This window comes from Roseateles asaccharophilus, from assembly GCF_031458115.1.
GTDB lineage: Bacteria > Pseudomonadota > Gammaproteobacteria > Burkholderiales > Burkholderiaceae_C > Pelomonas > Pelomonas asaccharophilus_A.
Genome location: NZ_JAVDXV010000012.1, coordinates 71060 through 89420, shown reverse-complemented (window position 1 = coordinate 89420; position 18361 = coordinate 71060). Strand labels below are relative to the sequence as shown.

Below are 18361 nucleotides of genomic sequence, written 5' to 3'. Positions count from 1 at the left end.
ACGGCGCTATCGTTGCGCCATGCACGAAGCCGGCACGCTGCCCGCCGAGAACCCCGCCTGGCCCGAGGACGGCCCGGTCGATGTCGAGCCTCAACTGCAGGCCGGCTCCGCTGCCGAATGGCGCGTCAGCGGCGACTGGACGCTGCTGGCGCTGCGCGGCCGCTACGAGGAATTCCGCCTGCGCATCGCCGAGGCGGTGGCTGCCCGCGGCGACGCGCTGTGGGACCTGCGCGAGCTGGGCCGGCTGGACACCGCCGGTGCGCTGACGCTGTGGCAGGGCTGGGGCCAGAAGCCGCCCGCACGGCTGCTGTGGCTGCCCGAGCACGTGACGCTGTTCGCGCAGTTCCTGCAGCACGCCGCCCTGCCCCGCCGCCGCCCGCGCCTGGGGCCGGGTCTTGCGCTGCTGCGCGCGCGGCTGCTGGGCTTCGCCAGCCATGCCGTGGACCTGACCGCGCTGGTGGGCCGGCTGCTGCTTGACTTCGTGCACGTGCTGCGCCACCCGTCGCTGATCGCGTGGCGCGAGATCTCGGCCAATGTGTTCCGCACCGGCGCGCAGGCGCTGCCCATCACGGCGCTGGTGGGCTTTCTCGTCGGGCTGACGCTGTCCTACCTGATCTCGCGCCAGCTCAAGACCTACGGCGCCGACATCTTCGTCATCAACATCCTGGGGCTGGCCGTGCTGCGCGAGCTGGGGCCGCTGCTGGCGGCCATCATCGTGGCGGGGCGTTCGGGCTCGGCGATGACGGCGCAGATCGGCGTCATGCGCGTCACGCAGGAGCTGGATGCGCTGTCGGTGATGGGCATCTCGCACACCGTGCGGCTGGTGGCGCCCAAGGTCGTCGCGCTGGCCGTGTCGCTGCCGCTGGTGGCGCTGTGGACCAGCGCGCTGATGCTGCTGGGCGGCATGGCCGCCGCAAATGCGCAGCTCAAGCTGGACCCGGTGCAGTTCCTTCACACGCTGCCCAACGTCGTGGAGCCGGTGAACCTGTGGCTGGGTTGGGTCAAGTCCATGCTGTTCGGCGGCCTCATCGCGCTGCTGGCCTCCCACTTCGGGTTGCGCGTCAAGCCCAACACCGAGAGCCTGGGTCAGGCCGTCACGCAGTCGGTGGTCACGGCGATCACGCTGGTCATCGTGGTCGATGCCATCTTTGCGGTGCTGTTCTCGGATGTAGGCCTATGAACAAGCCCCTCGCCCAAGGAGTACCTTGGTCGGTCCCCCGAGGGGACGGCGATGCTTGCGGCATTGAGCCGCAAGCACATCGCCATGACGGGCCGGCTTGGGAGCGGCCCGGCGCTCGGCCCGCAACGCGATGTACGCTGGACCACTGATATGGACCCGATCATCGAAGTCGACAACGTCACCACGGTGCTGGGCGGCCACGTCATCCATCGCGGGCTGAACCTGACCGTGCACCGCGGCGAAGTCATCGCGCTGATTGGCGGCTCGGGCTCGGGCAAGACGACGCTGCTGCGACTGATGCTGGGGCTGGACGTGCCGCGCGAAGGCACGGTGAAGATCTTTGGTCACCCGCTGGGCCGCTGCGCCGCGCGCGACCTGGAATGCGTGCGCTACCGCTGGGGCGCGCTGTTCCAGCATGGCGCGCTTTTTTCCGCGCTCAGCGTGTTCGACAACATCGCGCTGCCACTGCGCGAACTCAAGAGCGTGCCGCCGGCGCTGCTCAAGCCGCTGGTCATGCTGAAGCTGGCGCAGGTGGGCCTGAAGCCCGAGGACGCCGCCAAGCAGCCGTCCGAGCTGTCGGGCGGCATGGTCAAGCGCGTGTCGCTGGCGCGCGCGTTGATCCTCGACCCGCAGTTGCTGTTCCTCGATGAACCCACCGCCGGCCTGGACCCCGACAGCGCCAAGCAGTTCGTCAAGCTGCTGCGCAAGCTGCGCCAGGAGCTGGGGCTGACGGTGGTGATGGTCACGCACGACGTGGACACCTTGTTCGCCGTCGTGGACCGCGTGGCCGTGCTGGCCGACCAGCACATCATCGCCAGCGCGCCGCTGTCCGAGGTCGCCCGGCTGCCGCACCCGTTCGTGCGCAACTTCTTCCTGGGCCATGTGGAGCGCTGCGCCGAAGAGGACGTGAAGCGCTTCCGCCTGAGCCTCGACGACACCAGCGATGAAGGCGGCGTGCCCGCCGTCCTCCGCGACGAAGCCAACGTCTGAACATCATGGAAAACAAAGCCCACGCCATTGCTGCCGGCCTGTTCCTGCTGCTGCTGGGCCTGGCCCTGGCGGCCAGCGTCGCCTGGTTTCAGGGCGACCGCACGGAGCGCGTGCACTACACCGTCGTGTCGCGCGGCGGCGTGCCGGGGTTGAACCTGAAGGCGCCGGTCAAGTTGCGTGGTGTCGAGGTTGGGTTCGTCGACAGCATTGGCTTCGACCCGCAGGACCCGCGCCAGATCCTCGTGGGCATCGCAGTGGACGCGGCCGCGCCGGTGTCGGCCGGCACGCATGCGCAGCTGGGCCTGCAAGGCGTCACGGGCCTGTCCTTCGTCAGCCTGGAGGAGGCCGACGCCACCGCCCCGCTGAAGCGCGCCGCGCCCGGCGCGCGCATCGCGATGAAGCCCACGCTGCTGGACCGGCTGGCCGAGAGCGGGCCGCTGCTGCTGGCCGGCTTTGCCGAGACGGCCCAGCGGCTCAATGCGCTGCTCAGCGACGACAACCGCGCGCAGCTGAACCAGTCGCTCGTGCGCCTGGAGCAGGCCGCGGCCGACACCAGCCGGTTGATGGCCGCGCTGCAGCCCGGCGCGCGCGAGCTGCCCGCGCTGCTGAAGGATGCCGACGCCACCGCGCAGCGTGCCGGCACCGCGCTGCGCGAGATCGAGGCGCTGGCCGCCGACGGCCGCGCGCTGACGCAGGAGCTGAAGGCGCGCGTCGCCGTGCTGGACCAGCTGGGCGGCGCGGCGACGCAGCTGCAGGCCACCACGCGCAGCCTGGAGCTGGCGCTGGTGGGCGACACCGCACCGCGCACGCGCCCGCTGGTGGCCGACCTGTCCGCCGCCAGCCGCAGCGTGGAGCGCGCGGCCCACGAGTTGGGCGACCAGCCGCAGAGCCTGCTGTTCGGCCGCGGCGCCCAGCCGCCCGGCCCCGGCGAGGCCGGCTTCGAGCAACGGCTGAAGGGCGGCAGCAAATGAGACACCTGCTCGCGCTGTTCACGACGCTGGCGCTGAGCGCCTGTTCGCTGGCGCCCACCGTGCCGCCCAAGGCCATCTATGACCTCGGCCCCGCGCCGGCCACGCAGGCCAGTGGCGGCTCGCTGGCCTGGCGCATCGCCGACGTGACCGCCGCGCCGTGGCTGGCCACCGAGGGCATCGCCTACCGGCTGAACTTCCAGCAGGCCCAGCGTCTGGAGCATTACCGCGACAGCGCCTGGGCCGCGCCGCCCGCCGCGCTGCTGACCCAGCGGCTGCGCCAACAGCTGGCCGCCTCGCCCGGCTGCCCTGGGCGCGCACCGGCGCTGCTGGCCGTGCACCTGGACCAGTTCGAACAGCAGTTCGCCAGCGCCGGCGACAGCCGCGCGCAGCTGCGCCTGCATGCCACGCTGTGGTCCGCCGGCGGTGGCGCGCGGCAGCAGGCCTGGGTGCTGGAGCGCCCCGCCGCCCCCGACGCCGAGGGTGCTGCGCGCGGGCTGGCACTGGCTGTGGACGACTGGCTGCCGCAGCTGACCAGTTGGCTGACCTCCGGCGGCTGTTAACGCTGCGGCCACGCCGCACGAAGGCCAGCCGGGGGGATTGCATGACCAAAGGCAGAACCCCTCGGCACGCCCAAGATGGCGGCCATGGAAGCCACCCGCGCCCTGCTTGTTGCCCGCCCCGACAGCCCGGCCTGCGCGATGGCGCAAAGACTGGTCGAAGCCGCCGCGCTGCAGATCCTCGATCAGGCCCAGACCGCCACCGAGGCGTTGACGATGACGCTGGCGCTGCAGCCCGACGTTTTGCTGCTGGACCCGGGCCTGCGCCCCGTCAACGCGGCCGAGTTGGCCACCTCGCTGCACGACCCGGCGCCACGGCTGGTCTGGCTGGCCCACGACGTGGTGCGCCGCTGCGTGGCCGCCGGCGATGCGCAGCGCGTCAACGCCACGCTGCTGGCGCTGCCGCGGCGCCGCATGGGTGTGGAGGTGAGCCAGCTGCTGGTGTTGGAGCATGGGCTGATCACGCGCCTGGATCTTGCCGACGTGCGCTGGATGGAGCTGCCCGACCCGCGCCGCGCCAGCGTGCTGCTTCATGGCTTTCGCGAGCAGCACATGCTGCAGCGCCGCTTCGCGGAACTGCTGGACGACCTGCCGCCGGGCCGGCTGCTGCGCTGCCAGACCCGCGTGGCCGTGGCGCCGGCCTATGTGCTGGAGGCGCTGCCGCACGACAACAAGCGCGCCACGCTGCTGCTGGACAACGGCACCCGGCTGACCTGCGGGCCGCAGTACTGGCCGGCGCTGGAGGAAGCGCTGCGCCAGCGCGCCACGCCGGTCGCGCCGACCGACCGGCCGTTCACGCCCAGCCGCTGGAGCGCGCCGTGGCGGCTGGACAGCGAGGCCGCCGATTCCACGGGGTCCTCCTCGGAGCCTAACCACCCAGGCTGAAGGCCGCGCCCTGCGGCACCCCCAGCCCACCCGACGGATCCAGCGAGCGAAAGCCGGGGCCGGGCGGCGGGCGGTCGGCCAGCCAGCCCGGCGGGCGCGGCGGCAGGGCCGGGAAGGCCGGCGTCGAACGGGGCGGTGCGAGGTATTGCATGGCGTTCAATTCAGCAGCGCGGCCAGGCTTGCGAGGTCCAGCGCGGCGACGGCCGCGCGCATCGGCTGGGCGTAGGCGGGGTTGTTGGGATGGGTGCTGGCGCAGACGGTCAGCAGCTGGATTCGCGTGCGGTTGCGGGCATCCCAGGGGAAGGTCGGGTCGAGCTTCACGAGGCGTTTGAGCGGGCGGGTGACCTCGGCCGGCGTAGGCAGGCGGTGGCGCCCGGTGCCCAGGCGGTAGGGCTCGGCGAGCTGCTCGGCGCTCATCGCGGCGCGGGTGCGGCGCAGGTCTTCCAGCTCGTCCACCAGCATCTGGCGGCTGTGGGCGAGCAGCGCGTGGTTGCGGGCTTCGTTGGCCTTGCGGTCGCGGGCCACCTTCAGCAGCAAGTCCGCGGCCTGCGCGTTCTGCGCGCGCACCTTCTCGGCCTGGCGTTCCATGCCGGCCAGATCGAAGGGCTTGAGCGCCTGAGCGTTGCTGCGGTCCCAGTCGGCTAGTCTGCGCTGCTGCTCACGCTCGAAGTAGGCCAGCATCTCCCCCACCGGCACCGGCATCCAGGGGATGCGGCGCTCAGGGCCGATGACGGCGCAGTGGCGGTAGACCGGCCAGCCCTGCATGGGTTCGCCGCGCTCGCCTTCCAGGTAGGCGCTGAGCTGCTCGTCGTGCGCCCAGCGGTTCATCGTCGAGAAGGGTGAGTTGAAGAAGACGCTGAAGCCGGCGCGCGGGCCGATGCGGTGGGCGGCCTGCTCGCTGATGCCACAGTCCTTGCCGGTCCAGGTCTTGGGACCGAAGCCCTGCGCATGGATGACGGCCTCGCGCGGGCGCCGCGTGGGCTCGTCGGAGTCCAGCACCGCGCGGGTGATGCGCAGCCTCACGTCGGGCAGGGCCAGCAGGCCGGGGTTGGGCTTGGCCTGGGCTTCGAACACGTCCATCGCGGCGTGCAGGGGTTTGAACGAAGCGTGGTTGACCGGCAGGCCGTCGTTGCTGATGGGTTCCGCGGCATCGGCGGCCCAGCAGTGCGCGCTGGCGGTGCCGGCGGCGAGCAGCAACAGCCCGGCCAGCACGGCAGGCTTCAGCGCGCCGCGGCGGGAAGAAGTGGTGGCATTCATCATGGACTCCACTGTCGGCGCCCGCCGCCCACCGCGCTGCTAGTTCTCGGCTAAGCGTTCATTAAGACTTCGGTAAGTGGCATCGGACACAGACGGCTGACAGATTGCGGCTTGCGCTCGCCCGGGCAAATGCACTAACTTCGTGCCAGAGCGCCACAGGCGACACCAGGGAGTCGGTCATGGTTCTGCCCGTTCACGGCGGCGTCGGCCGCCGCGCCTTCACGGGCGCGCTGCTGGGGTGGAGTGCCGCGAGCGTGCACGCCCGCGACGTGCTCACCATCACGGCCGTCAACAAGACGGGCGCCAGCGTGGTCGCCGCCCGGCTGCTCACCGACATCTACCGGCGCGCCGGGCTGGCGTTGCAGATCGAGGCGCAGCCCGCACCGCGCGCCGGCCTGACGGCGCTCAGCGGCCAGGCCGACGGCGAGCTGGTGCGCATCGCGAGCTATGGCCAGAACTACCCGCAGCTCATCCGCATCGACCCGCCGTTCTACCGTGTGGGCGTGCGCGCCTATTCGCTGCCTTCACGCAGTGCCAGCGTGCGCTCGCGCGACGACCTGAAGCACTACACGCTGGGCTCCATACGCGGCATGGCCTATGTGCACGACTTGACCGAGCATCACCCGGCCGTCACCCAGACCCAGGATGCGCTGCAGCTGTTCCGCATGCTGCTGGCCGGGCGGCTGGACCTGGCGCTGTGCACGACGCAGGCGGCCCGCGCATCGCTGCTGAGCCTGGGCACGCCGGAGGTGGATGCATCACCCGAACTGGCCGCGTTCGAGCTGCACCACTACCTGCATGAACGCCGCCGCGACCTGGCACCCCGCATCGCGGACGCCGTGCGCCGCATGAGGGACAGCGGCGAGCTGGCGCAGCTGGCGGCCGCCTACGAGACCGCGCAGCGCGAGTGAACAGGGCCTAAACGTCCAGCGTGTAGACCGTCGCCGCCGCGCGCTCCGCAGCCGTGTGGCCGGCCAGTGCGCGGTCCCACTCCGCACCTTGTGCGCCAGTGCTGGCTGACGCCGTCTTGATCAGCTCGGCGACCTCCTCGGTGCCGGCGTCGAACTCGGCCACCTGCGTGCGGTCGGCCAGGAAAAGCCGCGCCAGCGTGCCGTCGGTCGACGCGATGACGATGCAGTAACGCGAGACCTGTCGGTGCGTCCGCTGCGCGTGCCGGGCCGGCACCTCATGTCCGAAACCGTCGTTCATGGCATTTCCTCCTCGGTGCTACAGCGACATAGGCTGGGTCGCCGACCAGTCGGCCTGTGTCGGCGCGAACTCGGGGCGTTGTTCGATGTCGACCTTGCGCGCCACCAGCCGCGCGCACTGGCGCAGGCAGGCCAGCGCGCTCTGCTGCAGTTCAGGTCGAGGCGACGCGCTGAAGCAGCAGACGGTGCCGTACACGCGGCCGTCTGACAAGACCACCGGCGTGCTCAGATGCGCACCAACGGTGATACCCACCTCGGGCACGGAGCCGTCCACGACAAAGGGCGCTGCATCTGTGACCAGTTCCGGTAAGCGGCCCTGCACGACAGCCTGACAATAGCTTTGCTCCAGTGGCGCCGAATCCCCCACATGCAGGCCCAGCGCATCGCCGCCACCCACGAAGCGGAAAACCCGCTCGCCGTCAACGAACTCAGAGACGAACACCACGTCCATGCGCAGCTGCCGGCGCAGCATCAGCAGCACGTCGGTGATGCGGCGGTCCAGCGCGGGGTCGTAGTTGTCCGACGTGGCGACGAGCAGCTCAGAAATGGTGACTTCCAGGGCTTGAGGATCCAACGGGTCCAGCAGGGACATACAAGATTCTCCGGGCGATGAGACCCATCATCCGCGCGGACGACGACCGTGGTCGAGTAACCCTTGGTTTCAGTCGGCGGCCCCCGTGGCAGGGCGGACGAAACACGCAGCGGCATGACTCAATGGCGCTGGCCTGGGTAAACCCACGTGCACGAAATGAACAGGTACGATATCTTTCTTGAACCGCTGTTTCATTTTCCGCAAACGTGAACTCCTCTCCCTCGGCCACGGGCCGGCCGGTCTCCATTGCCGCCCTGGGCGAATGCATGCTGGAACTGCAAGGCCAGGCCTTCGGCAACCTGCGCCAGACGTTTGGCGGTGACACACTGAACACCGCCGTCTACCTGGCGCGCTGCGGCGGCCCGCGGCTGCGCGTGCACTACGCGACGGCGCTGGGCGATGACAGCCTCAGCACGGGCATGCTGGAGCGCTGGACGGCCGAGGGCGTGCAGACCGGCCTGGTGCAGCGCCTGCCCGGCCGCGTGCCGGGGTTGTACCTGATCGAGCTGGACGCCAACGGCGAGCGACGCTTCCATTACTGGCGCGGCCAGGCGGCGGCGCGCTCGTACTTCGACACCGCGGCGACGGCGCTGGAGGAACAGGCGGACGCGCTGGACGCGCTGTATCTCTCCGGCATCAGCCTGGCCATCCTGCCGCAGGCCGGCCGCGAACGCGTGCTGGCGCTGATGAACCGCATGCGCGCCGCCGGCAAGGTGGTGGCCTTCGACAACAACTACCGCCCGCGGCTGTGGGATTCGGTGGCCGATGCCCGCTACTGGTATGGCCGCGCGTTCGCTGCCGCGAGCGTCGCGCTGATCACCGCCGATGACCACCAGGCCCTGCATGGCCTGCCCACGCTGGAGGCCGCCGTCAGCGCGGCCCAGGCGCTGCCGGTGGCCGAACTCGCCATCAAGCGCGGCGCGCTGTCCACGCTGGTGGGTGGCGATGGCGCGTGGCAGGAGGTGCCGACCGAGACCGTGCCGCGCGTGGTGGACACCACCGCCGCCGGTGACAGCTTCGCGGCCGGGTACATGAGCCAGCGCCTGCGTGGCGTCGCGCCGGCCGAGGCCGCGGCCATCGGAAACCGGCTGGCGGCGCGCGTCATCCAGCATCCCGGCGCGCTGATCCCGCGCGAGGCCATGCAAGACCTCATCGGCGGCTGACCCCATGCGCAAGCTCTGGACACTGGCCCCCGTCGTACTTCTCGTCGCTTCCGGTACCGGCCATGCCCAGGGCAGCAGCACGGCCCCGCTGCACCCGGCCACCTATGTGCATGCCGGCTGGGCACAGACCGCCGGCGGCAAGGGCGGCAAGATCATCCGCGTGACGACGCTGGCGGCCGACGGCCCCGGCAGCCTGAAGGCCGCGCTGGACACCCCCGGCCCGCGCATCGTCGTGTTCGAGGTGGGCGGCGTCATCGACATGGGCGGCGCCAGCTACACGCTGCGCGAAGGCCGCGTGACCATCGCCGGCCAGACCGCACCGGATCCCGGCATCACCCTGGTGCGCGGCGAGCTGAACCTCGCCGCGGCCGACGTCATCCTGCAGCACGTCAGCATCCGCCCCGGCGCCTACGGGCGGCCTAAGCGCAGCGGCCGCGACCACGACGGCATCTCCACGGGCGAAGGCGCGCGCCGCCTCATCGTGGATCACTGCAGCTTCTCGTGGGCCACCGACGAGAACCTGTCGGTGGGCGGCCCGCGCTTCAAGGGCGCCACGCCGGACGACTGGCGCGAGACCACGTCGCACGAGATCACCTACAGCCACAACCTCATCTACGAGGGCCTGGCCGAGTCGGTGCACCTGAAGGGCGAGCACAGCAAGGGCACGCTGATCCACGACAACGCCAACCGCATCCTGCTGCTGGGCAATGTCTACGCGTCCAACCGGGAGCGCAACGCGCTGTTCAAGGGCGGTGCCTGGGGCGCGATGGTCAACAACCTGATCTACAACCCAGGTGGTAAGGCAGTCCACTACAACCTCATCGCGCATGAGTGGGTGGGCCGGCCCTACCAGGTCGGCAAGATCACGCTGGCCGGCAACGTCTACCGCGCCGGCCCGGGCACGGCCGAGCGCCTGCCGCTGTTCACGCTGGGCGGCGTGGGAGACGTGGAGCTGTTCGAGCAGGACAACCTCGCCCAGGACCGCCACGGCCAGCCGTTGCCGCTGACCGGCCGCTACACGAGTTCCGCGCAGATCGTGCCGGTGCGCCAGCCCTATCTGCCGGCCGGCCTGAACTGGCTGCCGCCGCGCGAATTGGAGAAGGTGCTGCCGCTGGTCGTGGGCTCGCGGCCGTGGGCGCGCGACCCGCTGGACTTCAAGCAGCTGTCCGACATCGCCGAGGACCGCGGCCAGTTCGTCAACGACGAGACCGACAGCCACCCCGACGGCCTGCCCAAACGCAAGCCCTCGCAGCGCGCCTTCGTCGAGGCGGACTGGAACCTGGACGACATGAGCCCCAAGGCCGGATGGCCGTCCTTGTTCACGCAGGTCGCCAGATGACGTTGCAACGCCGAGAACTGCTGGCGCTGCTGGCCGCGCCGGGCGCCGCGCTGGCCGCGCCCGACTGCAGCGATGCGCCGGGCCAGCCCTATCTGCCGCCCTGCAAGCCGTGGACCAAAGGCCTTGAGGGCCAGCGCAAGGCCGACATGGGCGATGGCCGATTCATGAACCCCGTGCTGGCCGGCGACCGACCCGACCCGTCGGTGCTGAAGGACGGCGACGACTACTACCTGACGCACTCCAGCTTCGAGGCGCTGCCGGGACTGCTGATCTGGCACTCGCGCGACCTCGTCAACTGGCGGCCCGTGGCCAACGCGCTGCTGGAACCGGTGGGCAGCGTGTGGGCGCCCGACCTGTGCAAGCACATGGGCCGCTACTACCTCTACCTGCCGATCAAGGCCCAGCCCAACGACATCCTCGTGACCTGGGCCGACCGCATCGAAGGGCCCTGGTCCAAGCCGCAGCCGCTGGGTCTGTCGCGCCACATCGACCCCACGCACGTCGTGGGCGAGGACGGCCAGCGCTGGTTGTTCCTGTCGGGCGGCGATCGCATCCGGCTCAGCGCCGACGGGCTCAAGACCGTGGGCGCCGTCGAGCATGTCTACGACCCCTGGCGCTACCCCGACGACTGGGACGTCGAGAGCTTCTCGCCCGAGGGCCCCAAGATGCTGTTTCACGGTGGCTGGTGGCACATGCTGCTGGCCGTCGGCGGCACGGCCGGGCCGCCGACCGGGCACATGGTCATCGCCGCGCGCTCGCGAAGCCTGGACGGCCCCTGGGAGCAGGCGCCGCACAACCCGTTGATGCGCACCCGCTCGCCACGCGAGCGCTGGTGGTCGCGCGGCCACGGCAGCCTGGTGCAAGGCCCCAAGGGCGACTGGTGGATGCTGTATCACGGCTACGAGAACAGCTTCCACACGCTGGGCCGGCAGATGCTGCTGGCGCCGGCGCGCTTCAGCGCCGACGGCTGGTTCCACGTCGACGTGGACGACGGCGTTCCGCTCCCGAAGCCGCAGGGCGGCCGCGCGCTGCCGCACGGCCTGCCGCTGTCCGACGACTTTGCCGGCAGCGCGCTGAAAACCCATTGGCAGTTCCTCAGCGGCGGCGCCGGCCAGCTGGCCCGTGCCCGCGTCGCTGACGGCAAGCTGCACCTGCGCGCCGTGGGCAAGGACCCGGGCGACAGCCCGCCGCTGGGCTTCATCCAGGGCGACCCGGCCTTCGAGGTCGAGCTCGACGTGGACTTCGATGAAGGCGTGCAGATCGGGCTGATGATGTTCTACAGCCCCAAGCTCTACGCCGGCATGGGCGCCAACGCGAAGGGCTTCCGGTTGCTGCGCTACGGGCAGGACTTGCGCGGTGCGCCACGCCCCGCCGGCATCGCCCGCCGCTTGCAGCTCAAGCTGAAATGCGTGCGCCATGTGCTGACCCTCTACAGCCGCCGGGACGCGACCCAGCCGTGGACCAAGTTCACCGTGCAGATGGACGTCAGCGGCTACCACCACAACGTGGGCGGTGGCTTCGCGAGCCTGCGCCCGGCCATCTACGCCGCCGGCAGCGGCGAAGCGCGGTTCGCCAACCTGCGCTATCGCGCGCTCGACTGATTTGAAGTAGTTGAAGGAGACAAACATGAAGACCCGACTGACGCTGATCGCCGCCCTGCTCGCCAGCACCTCGCTGCAGGCGCTGGAACTGAAGTCCGCCGATGTGCACAACAGCGACGACTACCCCACCGTCGCCGCCGTCAAGCACCTGGGCCAGGTGCTGGCCAAGAGCAGCGGCGGTGCGCTGACCGTCAAGGTCTTCAACAAGGGTGCGCTGGGCAGCGAGAAGGAGACCATCGACCAGGTCAAGCTCGGCGCGCTGGCGATGACCCGCGTGAACCTGGGCCCGCTGTCGGCCATGTGCCCCAAGACGCTGGTGCCGGCCCTGCCCTTCCTGTTCCGCGACACGGCCCACATGCGCAAGGCCTACGACGGTGCGCCGGGCGAAGAGATCCTGAAGGCCTGCGAGCACCAGGGCATGGTGGGTCTGGCGCTGTACGACTCGGGTGCCCGCTCCGTCTATGCGCGCAAGCCCATCAAGACGCTGGCCGACATGAAGGGACTGAAGATCCGCGTGCAGCAGACCGACCTGTGGGTGGCCGCCATGCAGGCCATGGGCGCAAACCCGTCGCCCATGCCCATCGGTGAGGTCTACACCGGCCTGAAGACCAATCTCATCGACGCGGCCGAGAACAACATCCCCAGCTACGAGGGCTTCCGCCACTTCGAGGCGGCCAAGTTCTACAGCCGCACCGAGCATTCCATGACGCCCGACGCGCTGTTCATCAGCAAGAAGGTCTGGGACAAGCTCAAGCCCGAGCAGCAGGCGCAGCTGCGCGCGGCCGCCAAGGCCTCCGTCGTCGTGCAGCGCGAGAAGTGGGACGCGCAGGAAGCCAAGGCCCTCGCGGTCGTGAAGGCGGGCGGTGCGCAGATCGTCGACGCCGACCGCGAGCCGCTGCGCCAGGCCGTGCAGCCGGTCATCGCCAAGTTCGTCAACACGCCCGACCTGCAGAAGCTGGTCAAGGCGATTCAAGACATCAAGTGATGACGGGATATACAAAGCTCTGCGCGGCGCTGTCGCGCTGGTCGCTGCGTGCGGCCGTGCTGGGACTGGTGCTGCTGGTCGCCTGCGTGCAATGGCAGGTGGTGGGGCGCTATGTGATGAACGACTCGCCCACGTGGACCGAGCCGGTGGCGCTGCTGCTGGTGCTCTACATCACGTCGCTGGCCGTGGCCGTCGGCGTGCGCGATGCGGGTCACCTGGGCATGGAGTCGCTGGTGGCGCTGCTGCCGCGCGGCGCGCAGCGTGTCGCCGAGGCGCTGATCCATCTGTGCGTCATCACCTTCGCGGTGCTGATGGGCATGGCCGGCTGGGAATGGCTGACGCTGAAGTGGGCCGAGCCCAAGCCGCTGCTGGGCGTGCCCGAGGGGCTGGACTACCTGCCGCTGGTCATCGCCGGCGTGCTCATCGTGCTGTTCTGCATCGAGCACCTGATCGCGCTGTGGCGCAACGAAACCGTCGAAGAAGCAGGAGTCTAAGAATGAATCAACCCCCACGCTCGCTTCGCTCGCCGCCCCCCGAGGGGGCGCGTCAGTACCTTCGGACGGCCGGGCGGTACTGACATGGAAGGCATGGAACTCTGGATCATGTGCGGCAGCTTCGTGCTGCTGCTGCTGCTGGGCGTGCCGGTGGCGTTCTCCATCGGCCTGGCCTCCGTCGCCACCGTGCTGGCCGCCGATCTGCCGATGGCCATCGTCTTCCAGAAGATGGTGGGCGGCATGCAGATCTTTTCCTTCCTGGCCATCCCGTTCTTCATCTTCGCGGGTGAGCTGATGCTGCACGGCGGTATCGCGGAGCGCATCGTCGTGTTCGCGAACCGGCTGGTGGGCCACGTGCGCGGCGGCCTGGGCATGAGCAACGTGGTGGGCTGCACGCTGTTCGGCGGCGTGGCGGGCTCGCCGCTGGCCGACGTGTCGGCGATGGGCTCGGTGATGATTCCGCTGATGAAGCGCGAGGGCTACGACGCCGACTACGCGGTCAACGTGACCACGCACTCGGCGCTGGTGGGCGCGTTGATGCCCACGTCGCACAACCTCATCATCTACGTGCTGGCCACGGCCGGCATCGCGGCGGTGAGCGTGTTCAACCTCATCCTCGCGGCGCTGCTGCCGGCACTGCTGCTGACGGTGGCCAACCTCATCGCCGCCTACGGCGTGGCGGTCAAGCGCGGCTATCCCACCAACGGCGCCTTCCCCGGCTGGGGCCTGGTGTTCTCTGCCCTGCTCGCCGCAATGCCGGGGCTGCTGGTCATCGTCATCATCCTGGGCGGCATCCTGAGCGGCGTGTTCACCGCCACCGAGTCGGCCGCCACGGCGGTGTGCTGGGCGCTGATCGTCACCGGGCTGGTCTACCGGACGCTGAGCTGGAAGGGCTTCCTGGCCGCCTGCGCCAAGGCCTGCAAGACCACCGGCGTCGTGCTGCTGCTGATCGGCATCTCGGCCGCGTTCGGCTACTTCCTGGCGCTGTACGAGGTGCCGCAGAAGACCGGCGAATGGCTGGAGCAGATGAGCGGCAACCAGGCCTGGCTCATCTTCCTGTGGGTCAACGTGCTGCTGTTCCTGCTGGGAACCTTCCTGGACATGGCGGCCACCATCCTGATCTGCACGCCCATCTTCCTGCCCATATGCATGAAAGCCGGCATGGACCCGACGCAGTTCGGTGTCGTCATGCTGCTGAACTGCGCGCTGGGCCTGAACACGCCGCCGGTGGGCAGCACACAGTTCGTCGGCTGCGCGATCGGTGGCGTCAGCGTGGGCCAGGTGATGCGCTCCATTGCACCGTTCTACGGCGCGCTGCTGGTCACGCTGCTGGCGGCCACCTACATCCCGGCGCTGTCGTTGGCGCTGCCCGCATGGGTGGGTGGGTAGAGCCTGCTCCCGCCTCGGCAATGGCCCGCGTTCTGGCCACAACCCTAAGGGACCCATTGCCGAGGCGGGAACAGGCCCTAATAACCCGGGTAACGGGCCAGCACCTGCGCCCACTCGGGCGTGCGGCGCGCGGCCTGCAAGCCGTGGTTCAGCCGTTGCATCAGGTCGGGCCGCTGCGCCAGCGTGGGCCGGCCCACCAGCAGGTGCACGGGGCTGACCGCCAGCTCCAGCACCACCTTCAGCGCCGCGCCGGGCTCGCGCGCGGCGCGCAGGGCCAGCGTGCCGGGATCGTCGATGACGTAGTCCACCCGGCCCGCGCGCAGCGCGGACAGCGTCAGGTCGTTGGCGTGCAGGATCACGAGCAGTCGCGCCAGCTCCGGGTCTTCCAGCTCGCGGCGCACCGCTGCGGGAAAGACCACGCCCCGGATGACGCCGATCCGCACCGGTCGGCCCTTGAGCTCGGCCAGCCGGCGCAAGGCCGGGGTCTCGCCGGCCAGCGCCAGCAGCGCGACGCGCTCCATGCGATAGGCCTGCGTGAACTCGCCGAGCACCATGCGCTCGGGCGATGGCGTGGCCGAGGTCACGATGTCCAGCTCGCCCTGCGCCACATCCGACATCTGCCGCGCCCACGGCCGGCGCAGCCATTGCAGGCGCTCGCGCGCCGCGCGCGCCAGGAGGTCCAGCAGTTCGACGTCCAGTCCCTGAGGCTGTCCACCGGACGCGGGAAACTGCAGCGGCGGATAGTCGCTCCAGCCCACGCGCAGCGGTGCCCTCTCCTCGCTGACGGCCCATGCCGCGGGTGCGGCCAGGGGCAGCAGACAGACGGAGCGGCGGCGCAGGCTCACAGAGGGTTCTCGCAAGAAAGCCACCCGACTCTCTCACAGCCCAGCCCGCCTGGCAGTCCCGACGAACCATGAGCCTGCTGCGCCGCCACCTTCTCGCCCCGCTGGCCCTGTGGCCGCTGCCGGGCCGCGCCGAGCCGCTGGACGCCACGCTGGCGGCCCTGCAACGCCGCTGGCGCCCACGCCTGGCCTGGCGGGCCGATACCCGCTGGCGCGCCGACGCGCTGGCCACCGCCAGATCGCTGATGCAGCGCCCGGGCGACGATGGCGGCGGCTTCGCCACCGACTTGCTGGCCGAGCAGGACCGTGGCAGCCACGTGGCGCAGTCGCTGACGCTGCGCGGCGCGCTGGGCGACCGCGTGCCCGCGCTCTGCCTGCGCCCCAAGGGCCCGGGACCTCACCCGGCCGTGCTCGTCATGCACGACCACGGTGCGCGCTTCGACATCGGCAAGGAGAAGATGGTCCGACCACTCGCTGCCAACCCGTCTGCCGACGCCTGGGTGCAGCGCTACTACGGCGGCGCCTTCGTCGGCGACACGCTGGTGGATGCCGGATTCGCCGTGCTGGCCATCGACGCGCTGGGCTGGGGCGAGCGCGGCCGCCCGGGCTTCGCGCGCGATGACCAGCAGGCGCTGGCGAACCACCTGCTGCAACTGGGCCACAGCTGGGCCGGCCTCATCGCCAGCGACGACCTGCGCGCCCACCGCTGGCTGAGTGAACAGCCGGGTGTGGATGCGAAGCGCGTGGCCGTGCTGGGCTTCTCGATGGGCGCCTTCCGCGCCTGGCAGTTGGCCGCCGTGGCGCCCGAGGTCAGCGCCTGCGTCGCCGCGCACTGGATGTGCACGCGAGAAGGCCTGCTGCGCGCTGGCGAACACACGCTGCAGGGGCAGTCGGCGTTCAGCATGGCCCACCCGGGGCTGGCGGCCGAACTGGACCACCCCGACGTCGCCGCCCTGATCGCGCCGCGACCGCTGCTGTTGATGGGGTCGCCGGAAGACAAACTGTTTCCGTGGGACGCGCAGCAGGCCGCCTGGCGCCAGCTGGGCCGCGCGTGGCAGGGCGGTGCCGGCCTGTCGACACGCACGACGCCCGGCGGCCACCGCTTCGACACCGAGCAGCAGCAGGTCGCCGCCGCCTGGCTCGCAAAACAGTGACTCTGCACCTAGACGCCAGGCGCCCGTGCGGAGCGCCTCGGCATGGGCATAGTCGCTGACCGTCATGCAGAGTCCCACCATGCTTTCGACCAGAGTCTTCGCGCTGCTCGCCGCCCTGAGCTGCGGGGCTTGCGCACCCATGCCGCATGTCGCGACGACCCTGCCCGCCATCTCGGGCTCGCTGACCGACGCCGGTGCCGGTGCGCCAGTCGCGGACAGGCAGGTGTGGGTCGCGCAGGGTTCGACGACCGCTCCCTGCTCGCAGCCCCTGGTGACGACAACGACAGATCAGCAGGGCAAGTTCCAGTTGGCCCGGCAAACGGAATTCAGGTTGATCTATGCCCCCTACTTCAGGTCCATACGCACGATCAACCTCTGTGCCGCCTCCGCTGACAAATCCATGCTCCTCTTCAGTGGCGGTTTCATTCATGCGCAGCCCGCTGCAGCGACGTTCTCCTGCCAGCTCAGGGAATTTCAGCGCGGGCAGACCTTCACGGCCGCCCCCTGCGTGGTGGTTTCCACCACGCAGGACTGAGCGCGTGCCTGCCGCCGGCACAGGATTGAGGATGAACCGTTCTCGCAAACGCAGCCCGGGGGTAGGCCGCGATGGTGTTCGGGCAATCGCGGCGCCACACTGCGGCAACGCATCCGCCAGGGCTCATCCATGAACGAACTGCTCGCCGCCTACCGCTACACCACCAACAACTTCGCGCAGATCGGTGCCAGCAAGGTCTGCGGCTGCTGCAACTGCGTGGCCTTGTTCAAGCCCGACGACATCGTCGGCTGGACCGGGTTGACGCTGCAGAACCTGGACGATCCCAAGGCCATCAACGACCAGACCGCGATGTGCCCGCACTGCGGCAGCGAAGCGGTGCTGGGCGACGGCTGCGGCTTCGCGATCAACGCAAACTTCCTGGCGCGCATGAACGAGGCGTGGTTCCAGCGCACGATGATCCACCGCCCCAAGCCCAAACCGGCAGCCTGAGCATGGATCTGCTCGCCGTCCACACCAGCGTCGCGCGACAAGACCAGGCCAATGCATTGGCACGCGCCGCCGTCGAGCAAGGCCTGGCCGCCTGCGTGCAGACCGAGGCAATCCGCAGCACCTACCGCTGGCAGGGCGAGGTCGTCTGCGAAGACGAGGTGCGGCTGATGTTCAAGACCACGCGCGCGCTGTATCCGGCGCTGGAGGCCTTGCTGCGCGAACTCCACCCCTACGAGCTGCCCGCCATCTACGCGCTGCCGGTCATTGCCGGCACCACTGAGTACGCCGAATGGGTGCGGTCGTCGCTGCGCCAGCCAGATCAGGCGTAGTGCTCGGCGTCCGCCGGCGGTACCACCCAGGCGTGCATGCGCTCTTCGTAGACCGACACGGTGGGCGTCGGAAAAGTCGGGTCGGCGAACGCGCCCACCGGGATGGCCAGGAACTCGTCCAGCCCGCCGGGCTCGTAGTAAACCGTGGCGCCACATGTGGGGCAGAAGTGGAAGGTCGCGCTCGACCCCTCGTCGCCCGTGCGCACCCACGTTGTGGACACACCCGACAACACCACGCCATCGCGTCGGAACCGCGCCTGCTGGCCGAACACGCTGCCTGTGCGGCGCTGGCAGGCAAGGCAGTGGCAGATTGAGATGCGCACCGGGTCGCCGGTGACCTGGGCGGTCAGTTGGCCGCAGCTGCAGGCTGCAACGCGCGGGGGTTTGAACATGCTTGCCTCCTGAGAGGCGACAGCATGGCACAGCCTTCCCGCGGACGA

General features: G+C 70.1%; 22 protein-coding genes. 16 read left to right on the top strand and 6 right to left on the bottom strand.

Features of this window, described 5'->3' with window-relative positions; all coding sequences use genetic code 11:
* The first annotated feature begins 19 nt into the window (after window positions 1–19).
* From J2X21_RS25355 to J2X21_RS25335, 5 genes are all read left to right on the top strand, one after another.
* The gene (locus tag J2X21_RS25355) at window positions 20–1180 is read left to right on the top strand and encodes an MlaE family ABC transporter permease (protein ID WP_310332926.1); all 1161 of its coding nucleotides are present in this window, start codon (window positions 20–22) and stop codon (window positions 1178–1180) included.
* Between the two features lie 150 nt (window positions 1181–1330).
* Window positions 1331–2170 (top strand): ABC transporter ATP-binding protein, encoded by an 840-nt coding sequence (locus J2X21_RS25350; protein ID WP_310332925.1) that lies wholly within the window; start codon window positions 1331–1333, stop codon window positions 2168–2170.
* 5 nt (window positions 2171–2175) lie between these two features.
* Window positions 2176–3141: an MlaD family protein gene (locus J2X21_RS25345; protein WP_310332924.1), complete on the top strand. Its 966-nt coding sequence runs from the start codon at window positions 2176–2178 to the stop codon at window positions 3139–3141.
* The gene (locus tag J2X21_RS25340; protein WP_310332923.1) at window positions 3138–3701 is read left to right on the top strand and encodes an ABC-type transport auxiliary lipoprotein family protein; all 564 of its coding nucleotides are present in this window, start codon (window positions 3138–3140) and stop codon (window positions 3699–3701) included. The genes J2X21_RS25345 and J2X21_RS25340 overlap by 4 nt, the downstream gene beginning before the upstream one ends.
* A gap of 84 nt (window positions 3702–3785) precedes the next feature.
* Window positions 3786–4583: a LytTR family transcriptional regulator DNA-binding domain-containing protein gene (locus tag J2X21_RS25335; protein ID WP_310332922.1), complete on the top strand. Its 798-nt coding sequence runs from the start codon at window positions 3786–3788 to the stop codon at window positions 4581–4583.
* Here the strand turns inward: J2X21_RS25335 and J2X21_RS25330 are convergent.
* Window positions 4567–4734 (bottom strand): hypothetical protein, encoded by a 168-nt coding sequence (locus tag J2X21_RS25330; protein WP_310332921.1) that lies wholly within the window; start codon window positions 4732–4734, stop codon window positions 4567–4569. The two genes, J2X21_RS25335 and J2X21_RS25330, sit on opposite strands and share 17 nt — an antisense overlap.
* A 5-nt stretch (window positions 4735–4739) precedes the next feature.
* A complete protein-coding gene (locus J2X21_RS25325; protein ID WP_310332920.1) occupies window positions 4740–5840 on the bottom strand; it encodes a hypothetical protein in 1101 nt (366 codons plus the stop codon).
* 179 nt (window positions 5841–6019) lie between these two features.
* Here J2X21_RS25325 and J2X21_RS25320 point away from each other — a divergent pair, with 179 nt between their 5' ends.
* Entirely contained in the window at window positions 6020–6751 is a 732-nt protein-coding gene (locus J2X21_RS25320) for a substrate-binding periplasmic protein (RefSeq protein ID WP_310332919.1), read from the top strand.
* Between the two features lie 7 nt (window positions 6752–6758).
* On the opposite strand, the gene J2X21_RS25315 is transcribed toward J2X21_RS25320, so the two are convergent.
* Window positions 6759–7049 carry a hypothetical protein gene (locus tag J2X21_RS25315; protein WP_310332918.1) on the bottom strand — a complete coding sequence of 97 codons (291 nt, stop codon included), beginning with the start codon at window positions 7047–7049 and terminating at the stop codon, window positions 6759–6761.
* A gap of 18 nt (window positions 7050–7067) precedes the next feature.
* Window positions 7068–7640, bottom strand: coding sequence for a GAF domain-containing protein (locus J2X21_RS25310; protein ID WP_310332917.1), 573 nt, complete (start codon window positions 7638–7640; stop codon window positions 7068–7070).
* Window positions 7641–7846: 206 nt separating this feature from the next.
* On the opposite strand from J2X21_RS25310, the gene J2X21_RS25305 reads away from it, so the two are divergent.
* The 6 genes from J2X21_RS25305 (at window position 7847) to J2X21_RS25280 (ending at window position 14611) form a co-directional block, all read left to right on the top strand.
* On the top strand, window positions 7847–8803 hold the full coding sequence (locus tag J2X21_RS25305; protein ID WP_310332916.1) for a sugar kinase: 957 nt from the start codon (window positions 7847–7849) through the stop codon (window positions 8801–8803).
* 4 nt (window positions 8804–8807) lie between these two features.
* Complete coding sequence (locus J2X21_RS25300; RefSeq protein WP_310332915.1) at window positions 8808–10142, top strand: pectate lyase family protein; 1335 nt, start codon at window positions 8808–8810, stop codon at window positions 10140–10142.
* Window positions 10139–11743: a family 43 glycosylhydrolase gene (locus tag J2X21_RS25295; RefSeq protein ID WP_310332914.1), complete on the top strand. Its 1605-nt coding sequence runs from the start codon at window positions 10139–10141 to the stop codon at window positions 11741–11743. The genes J2X21_RS25300 and J2X21_RS25295 overlap by 4 nt, the downstream gene beginning before the upstream one ends.
* Before the next feature lie 25 nt (window positions 11744–11768).
* Entirely contained in the window at window positions 11769–12728 is a 960-nt protein-coding gene (locus tag J2X21_RS25290) for a TRAP transporter substrate-binding protein (protein ID WP_310332913.1), read from the top strand.
* Window positions 12728–13222, top strand: a complete 495-nt coding sequence (locus J2X21_RS25285) for a TRAP transporter small permease (protein WP_310332912.1) — start codon at window positions 12728–12730, stop codon at window positions 13220–13222. Before J2X21_RS25290 ends, J2X21_RS25285 begins: the two co-directional genes overlap by 1 nt.
* 93 nt (window positions 13223–13315) lie before the next feature.
* Window positions 13316–14611 carry a TRAP transporter large permease gene (locus J2X21_RS25280; RefSeq protein WP_310332911.1) on the top strand — a complete coding sequence of 432 codons (1296 nt, stop codon included), beginning with the start codon at window positions 13316–13318 and terminating at the stop codon, window positions 14609–14611.
* A 77-nt stretch (window positions 14612–14688) separates the two neighbouring features.
* Here J2X21_RS25280 and J2X21_RS25275 read toward each other — a convergent pair whose 3' ends face one another.
* Window positions 14689–15456: a substrate-binding periplasmic protein gene (locus tag J2X21_RS25275; RefSeq protein WP_310332910.1), complete on the bottom strand. Its 768-nt coding sequence runs from the start codon at window positions 15454–15456 to the stop codon at window positions 14689–14691.
* Between the two features lie 68 nt (window positions 15457–15524).
* On the opposite strand from J2X21_RS25275, the gene J2X21_RS25270 reads away from it, so the two are divergent.
* From J2X21_RS25270 to cutA, 4 genes are all read left to right on the top strand, one after another.
* On the top strand, window positions 15525–16607 hold the full coding sequence (locus J2X21_RS25270) for a dienelactone hydrolase family protein (protein WP_310332909.1): 1083 nt from the start codon (window positions 15525–15527) through the stop codon (window positions 16605–16607).
* Window positions 16608–16686: 79 nt separating this feature from the next.
* Window positions 16687–17142, top strand: coding sequence for a hypothetical protein (locus tag J2X21_RS25265; RefSeq protein ID WP_310332908.1), 456 nt, complete (start codon window positions 16687–16689; stop codon window positions 17140–17142).
* A 129-nt stretch (window positions 17143–17271) separates the two neighbouring features.
* Window positions 17272–17592, top strand: coding sequence for a hypothetical protein (locus J2X21_RS25260; RefSeq protein WP_310332907.1), 321 nt, complete (start codon window positions 17272–17274; stop codon window positions 17590–17592).
* 2 nt (window positions 17593–17594) lie between these two features.
* The gene (gene cutA / locus J2X21_RS25255; protein WP_310332906.1) at window positions 17595–17921 is read left to right on the top strand and encodes a divalent-cation tolerance protein CutA; all 327 of its coding nucleotides are present in this window, start codon (window positions 17595–17597) and stop codon (window positions 17919–17921) included.
* Here the strand turns inward: cutA and J2X21_RS25250 are convergent.
* A complete protein-coding gene (locus J2X21_RS25250; RefSeq protein ID WP_310332905.1) occupies window positions 17912–18313 on the bottom strand; it encodes a GFA family protein in 402 nt (133 codons plus the stop codon). The two genes, cutA and J2X21_RS25250, sit on opposite strands and share 10 nt — an antisense overlap.
* Window positions 18314–18361: the final 48 nt, after the last annotated feature.

Coding starts and splice junctions, on each gene's coding strand:
- J2X21_RS25355 (WP_310332926.1), top strand. CDS start 20: ATGCACGAAGCCGGCACGCTGCCCGCCGAGAACCCCGCCTGGCCCGAG.
- J2X21_RS25350 (WP_310332925.1), top strand. CDS start 1,331: ATGGACCCGATCATCGAAGTCGACAACGTCACCACGGTGCTGGGCGGC.
- J2X21_RS25345 (WP_310332924.1), top strand. CDS start 2,176: ATGGAAAACAAAGCCCACGCCATTGCTGCCGGCCTGTTCCTGCTGCTG.
- J2X21_RS25340 (WP_310332923.1), top strand. CDS start 3,138: ATGAGACACCTGCTCGCGCTGTTCACGACGCTGGCGCTGAGCGCCTGT.
- J2X21_RS25335 (WP_310332922.1), top strand. CDS start 3,786: ATGGAAGCCACCCGCGCCCTGCTTGTTGCCCGCCCCGACAGCCCGGCC.
- J2X21_RS25330 (WP_310332921.1), bottom strand. CDS start 4,734: ATGCAATACCTCGCACCGCCCCGTTCGACGCCGGCCTTCCCGGCCCTG.
- J2X21_RS25325 (WP_310332920.1), bottom strand. CDS start 5,840: ATGAATGCCACCACTTCTTCCCGCCGCGGCGCGCTGAAGCCTGCCGTG.
- J2X21_RS25320 (WP_310332919.1), top strand. CDS start 6,020: ATGGTTCTGCCCGTTCACGGCGGCGTCGGCCGCCGCGCCTTCACGGGC.
- J2X21_RS25315 (WP_310332918.1), bottom strand. CDS start 7,049: ATGAACGACGGTTTCGGACATGAGGTGCCGGCCCGGCACGCGCAGCGG.
- J2X21_RS25310 (WP_310332917.1), bottom strand. CDS start 7,640: ATGTCCCTGCTGGACCCGTTGGATCCTCAAGCCCTGGAAGTCACCATT.
- J2X21_RS25300 (WP_310332915.1), top strand. CDS start 8,808: ATGCGCAAGCTCTGGACACTGGCCCCCGTCGTACTTCTCGTCGCTTCC.
- J2X21_RS25295 (WP_310332914.1), top strand. CDS start 10,139: ATGACGTTGCAACGCCGAGAACTGCTGGCGCTGCTGGCCGCGCCGGGC.
- J2X21_RS25290 (WP_310332913.1), top strand. CDS start 11,769: ATGAAGACCCGACTGACGCTGATCGCCGCCCTGCTCGCCAGCACCTCG.
- J2X21_RS25285 (WP_310332912.1), top strand. CDS start 12,728: ATGACGGGATATACAAAGCTCTGCGCGGCGCTGTCGCGCTGGTCGCTG.
- J2X21_RS25280 (WP_310332911.1), top strand. CDS start 13,316: ATGGAACTCTGGATCATGTGCGGCAGCTTCGTGCTGCTGCTGCTGCTG.
- J2X21_RS25270 (WP_310332909.1), top strand. CDS start 15,525: ATGAGCCTGCTGCGCCGCCACCTTCTCGCCCCGCTGGCCCTGTGGCCG.
- J2X21_RS25265 (WP_310332908.1), top strand. CDS start 16,687: ATGCTTTCGACCAGAGTCTTCGCGCTGCTCGCCGCCCTGAGCTGCGGG.
- J2X21_RS25260 (WP_310332907.1), top strand. CDS start 17,272: ATGAACGAACTGCTCGCCGCCTACCGCTACACCACCAACAACTTCGCG.
- cutA (WP_310332906.1), top strand. CDS start 17,595: ATGGATCTGCTCGCCGTCCACACCAGCGTCGCGCGACAAGACCAGGCC.
- J2X21_RS25250 (WP_310332905.1), bottom strand. CDS start 18,313: ATGTTCAAACCCCCGCGCGTTGCAGCCTGCAGCTGCGGCCAACTGACC.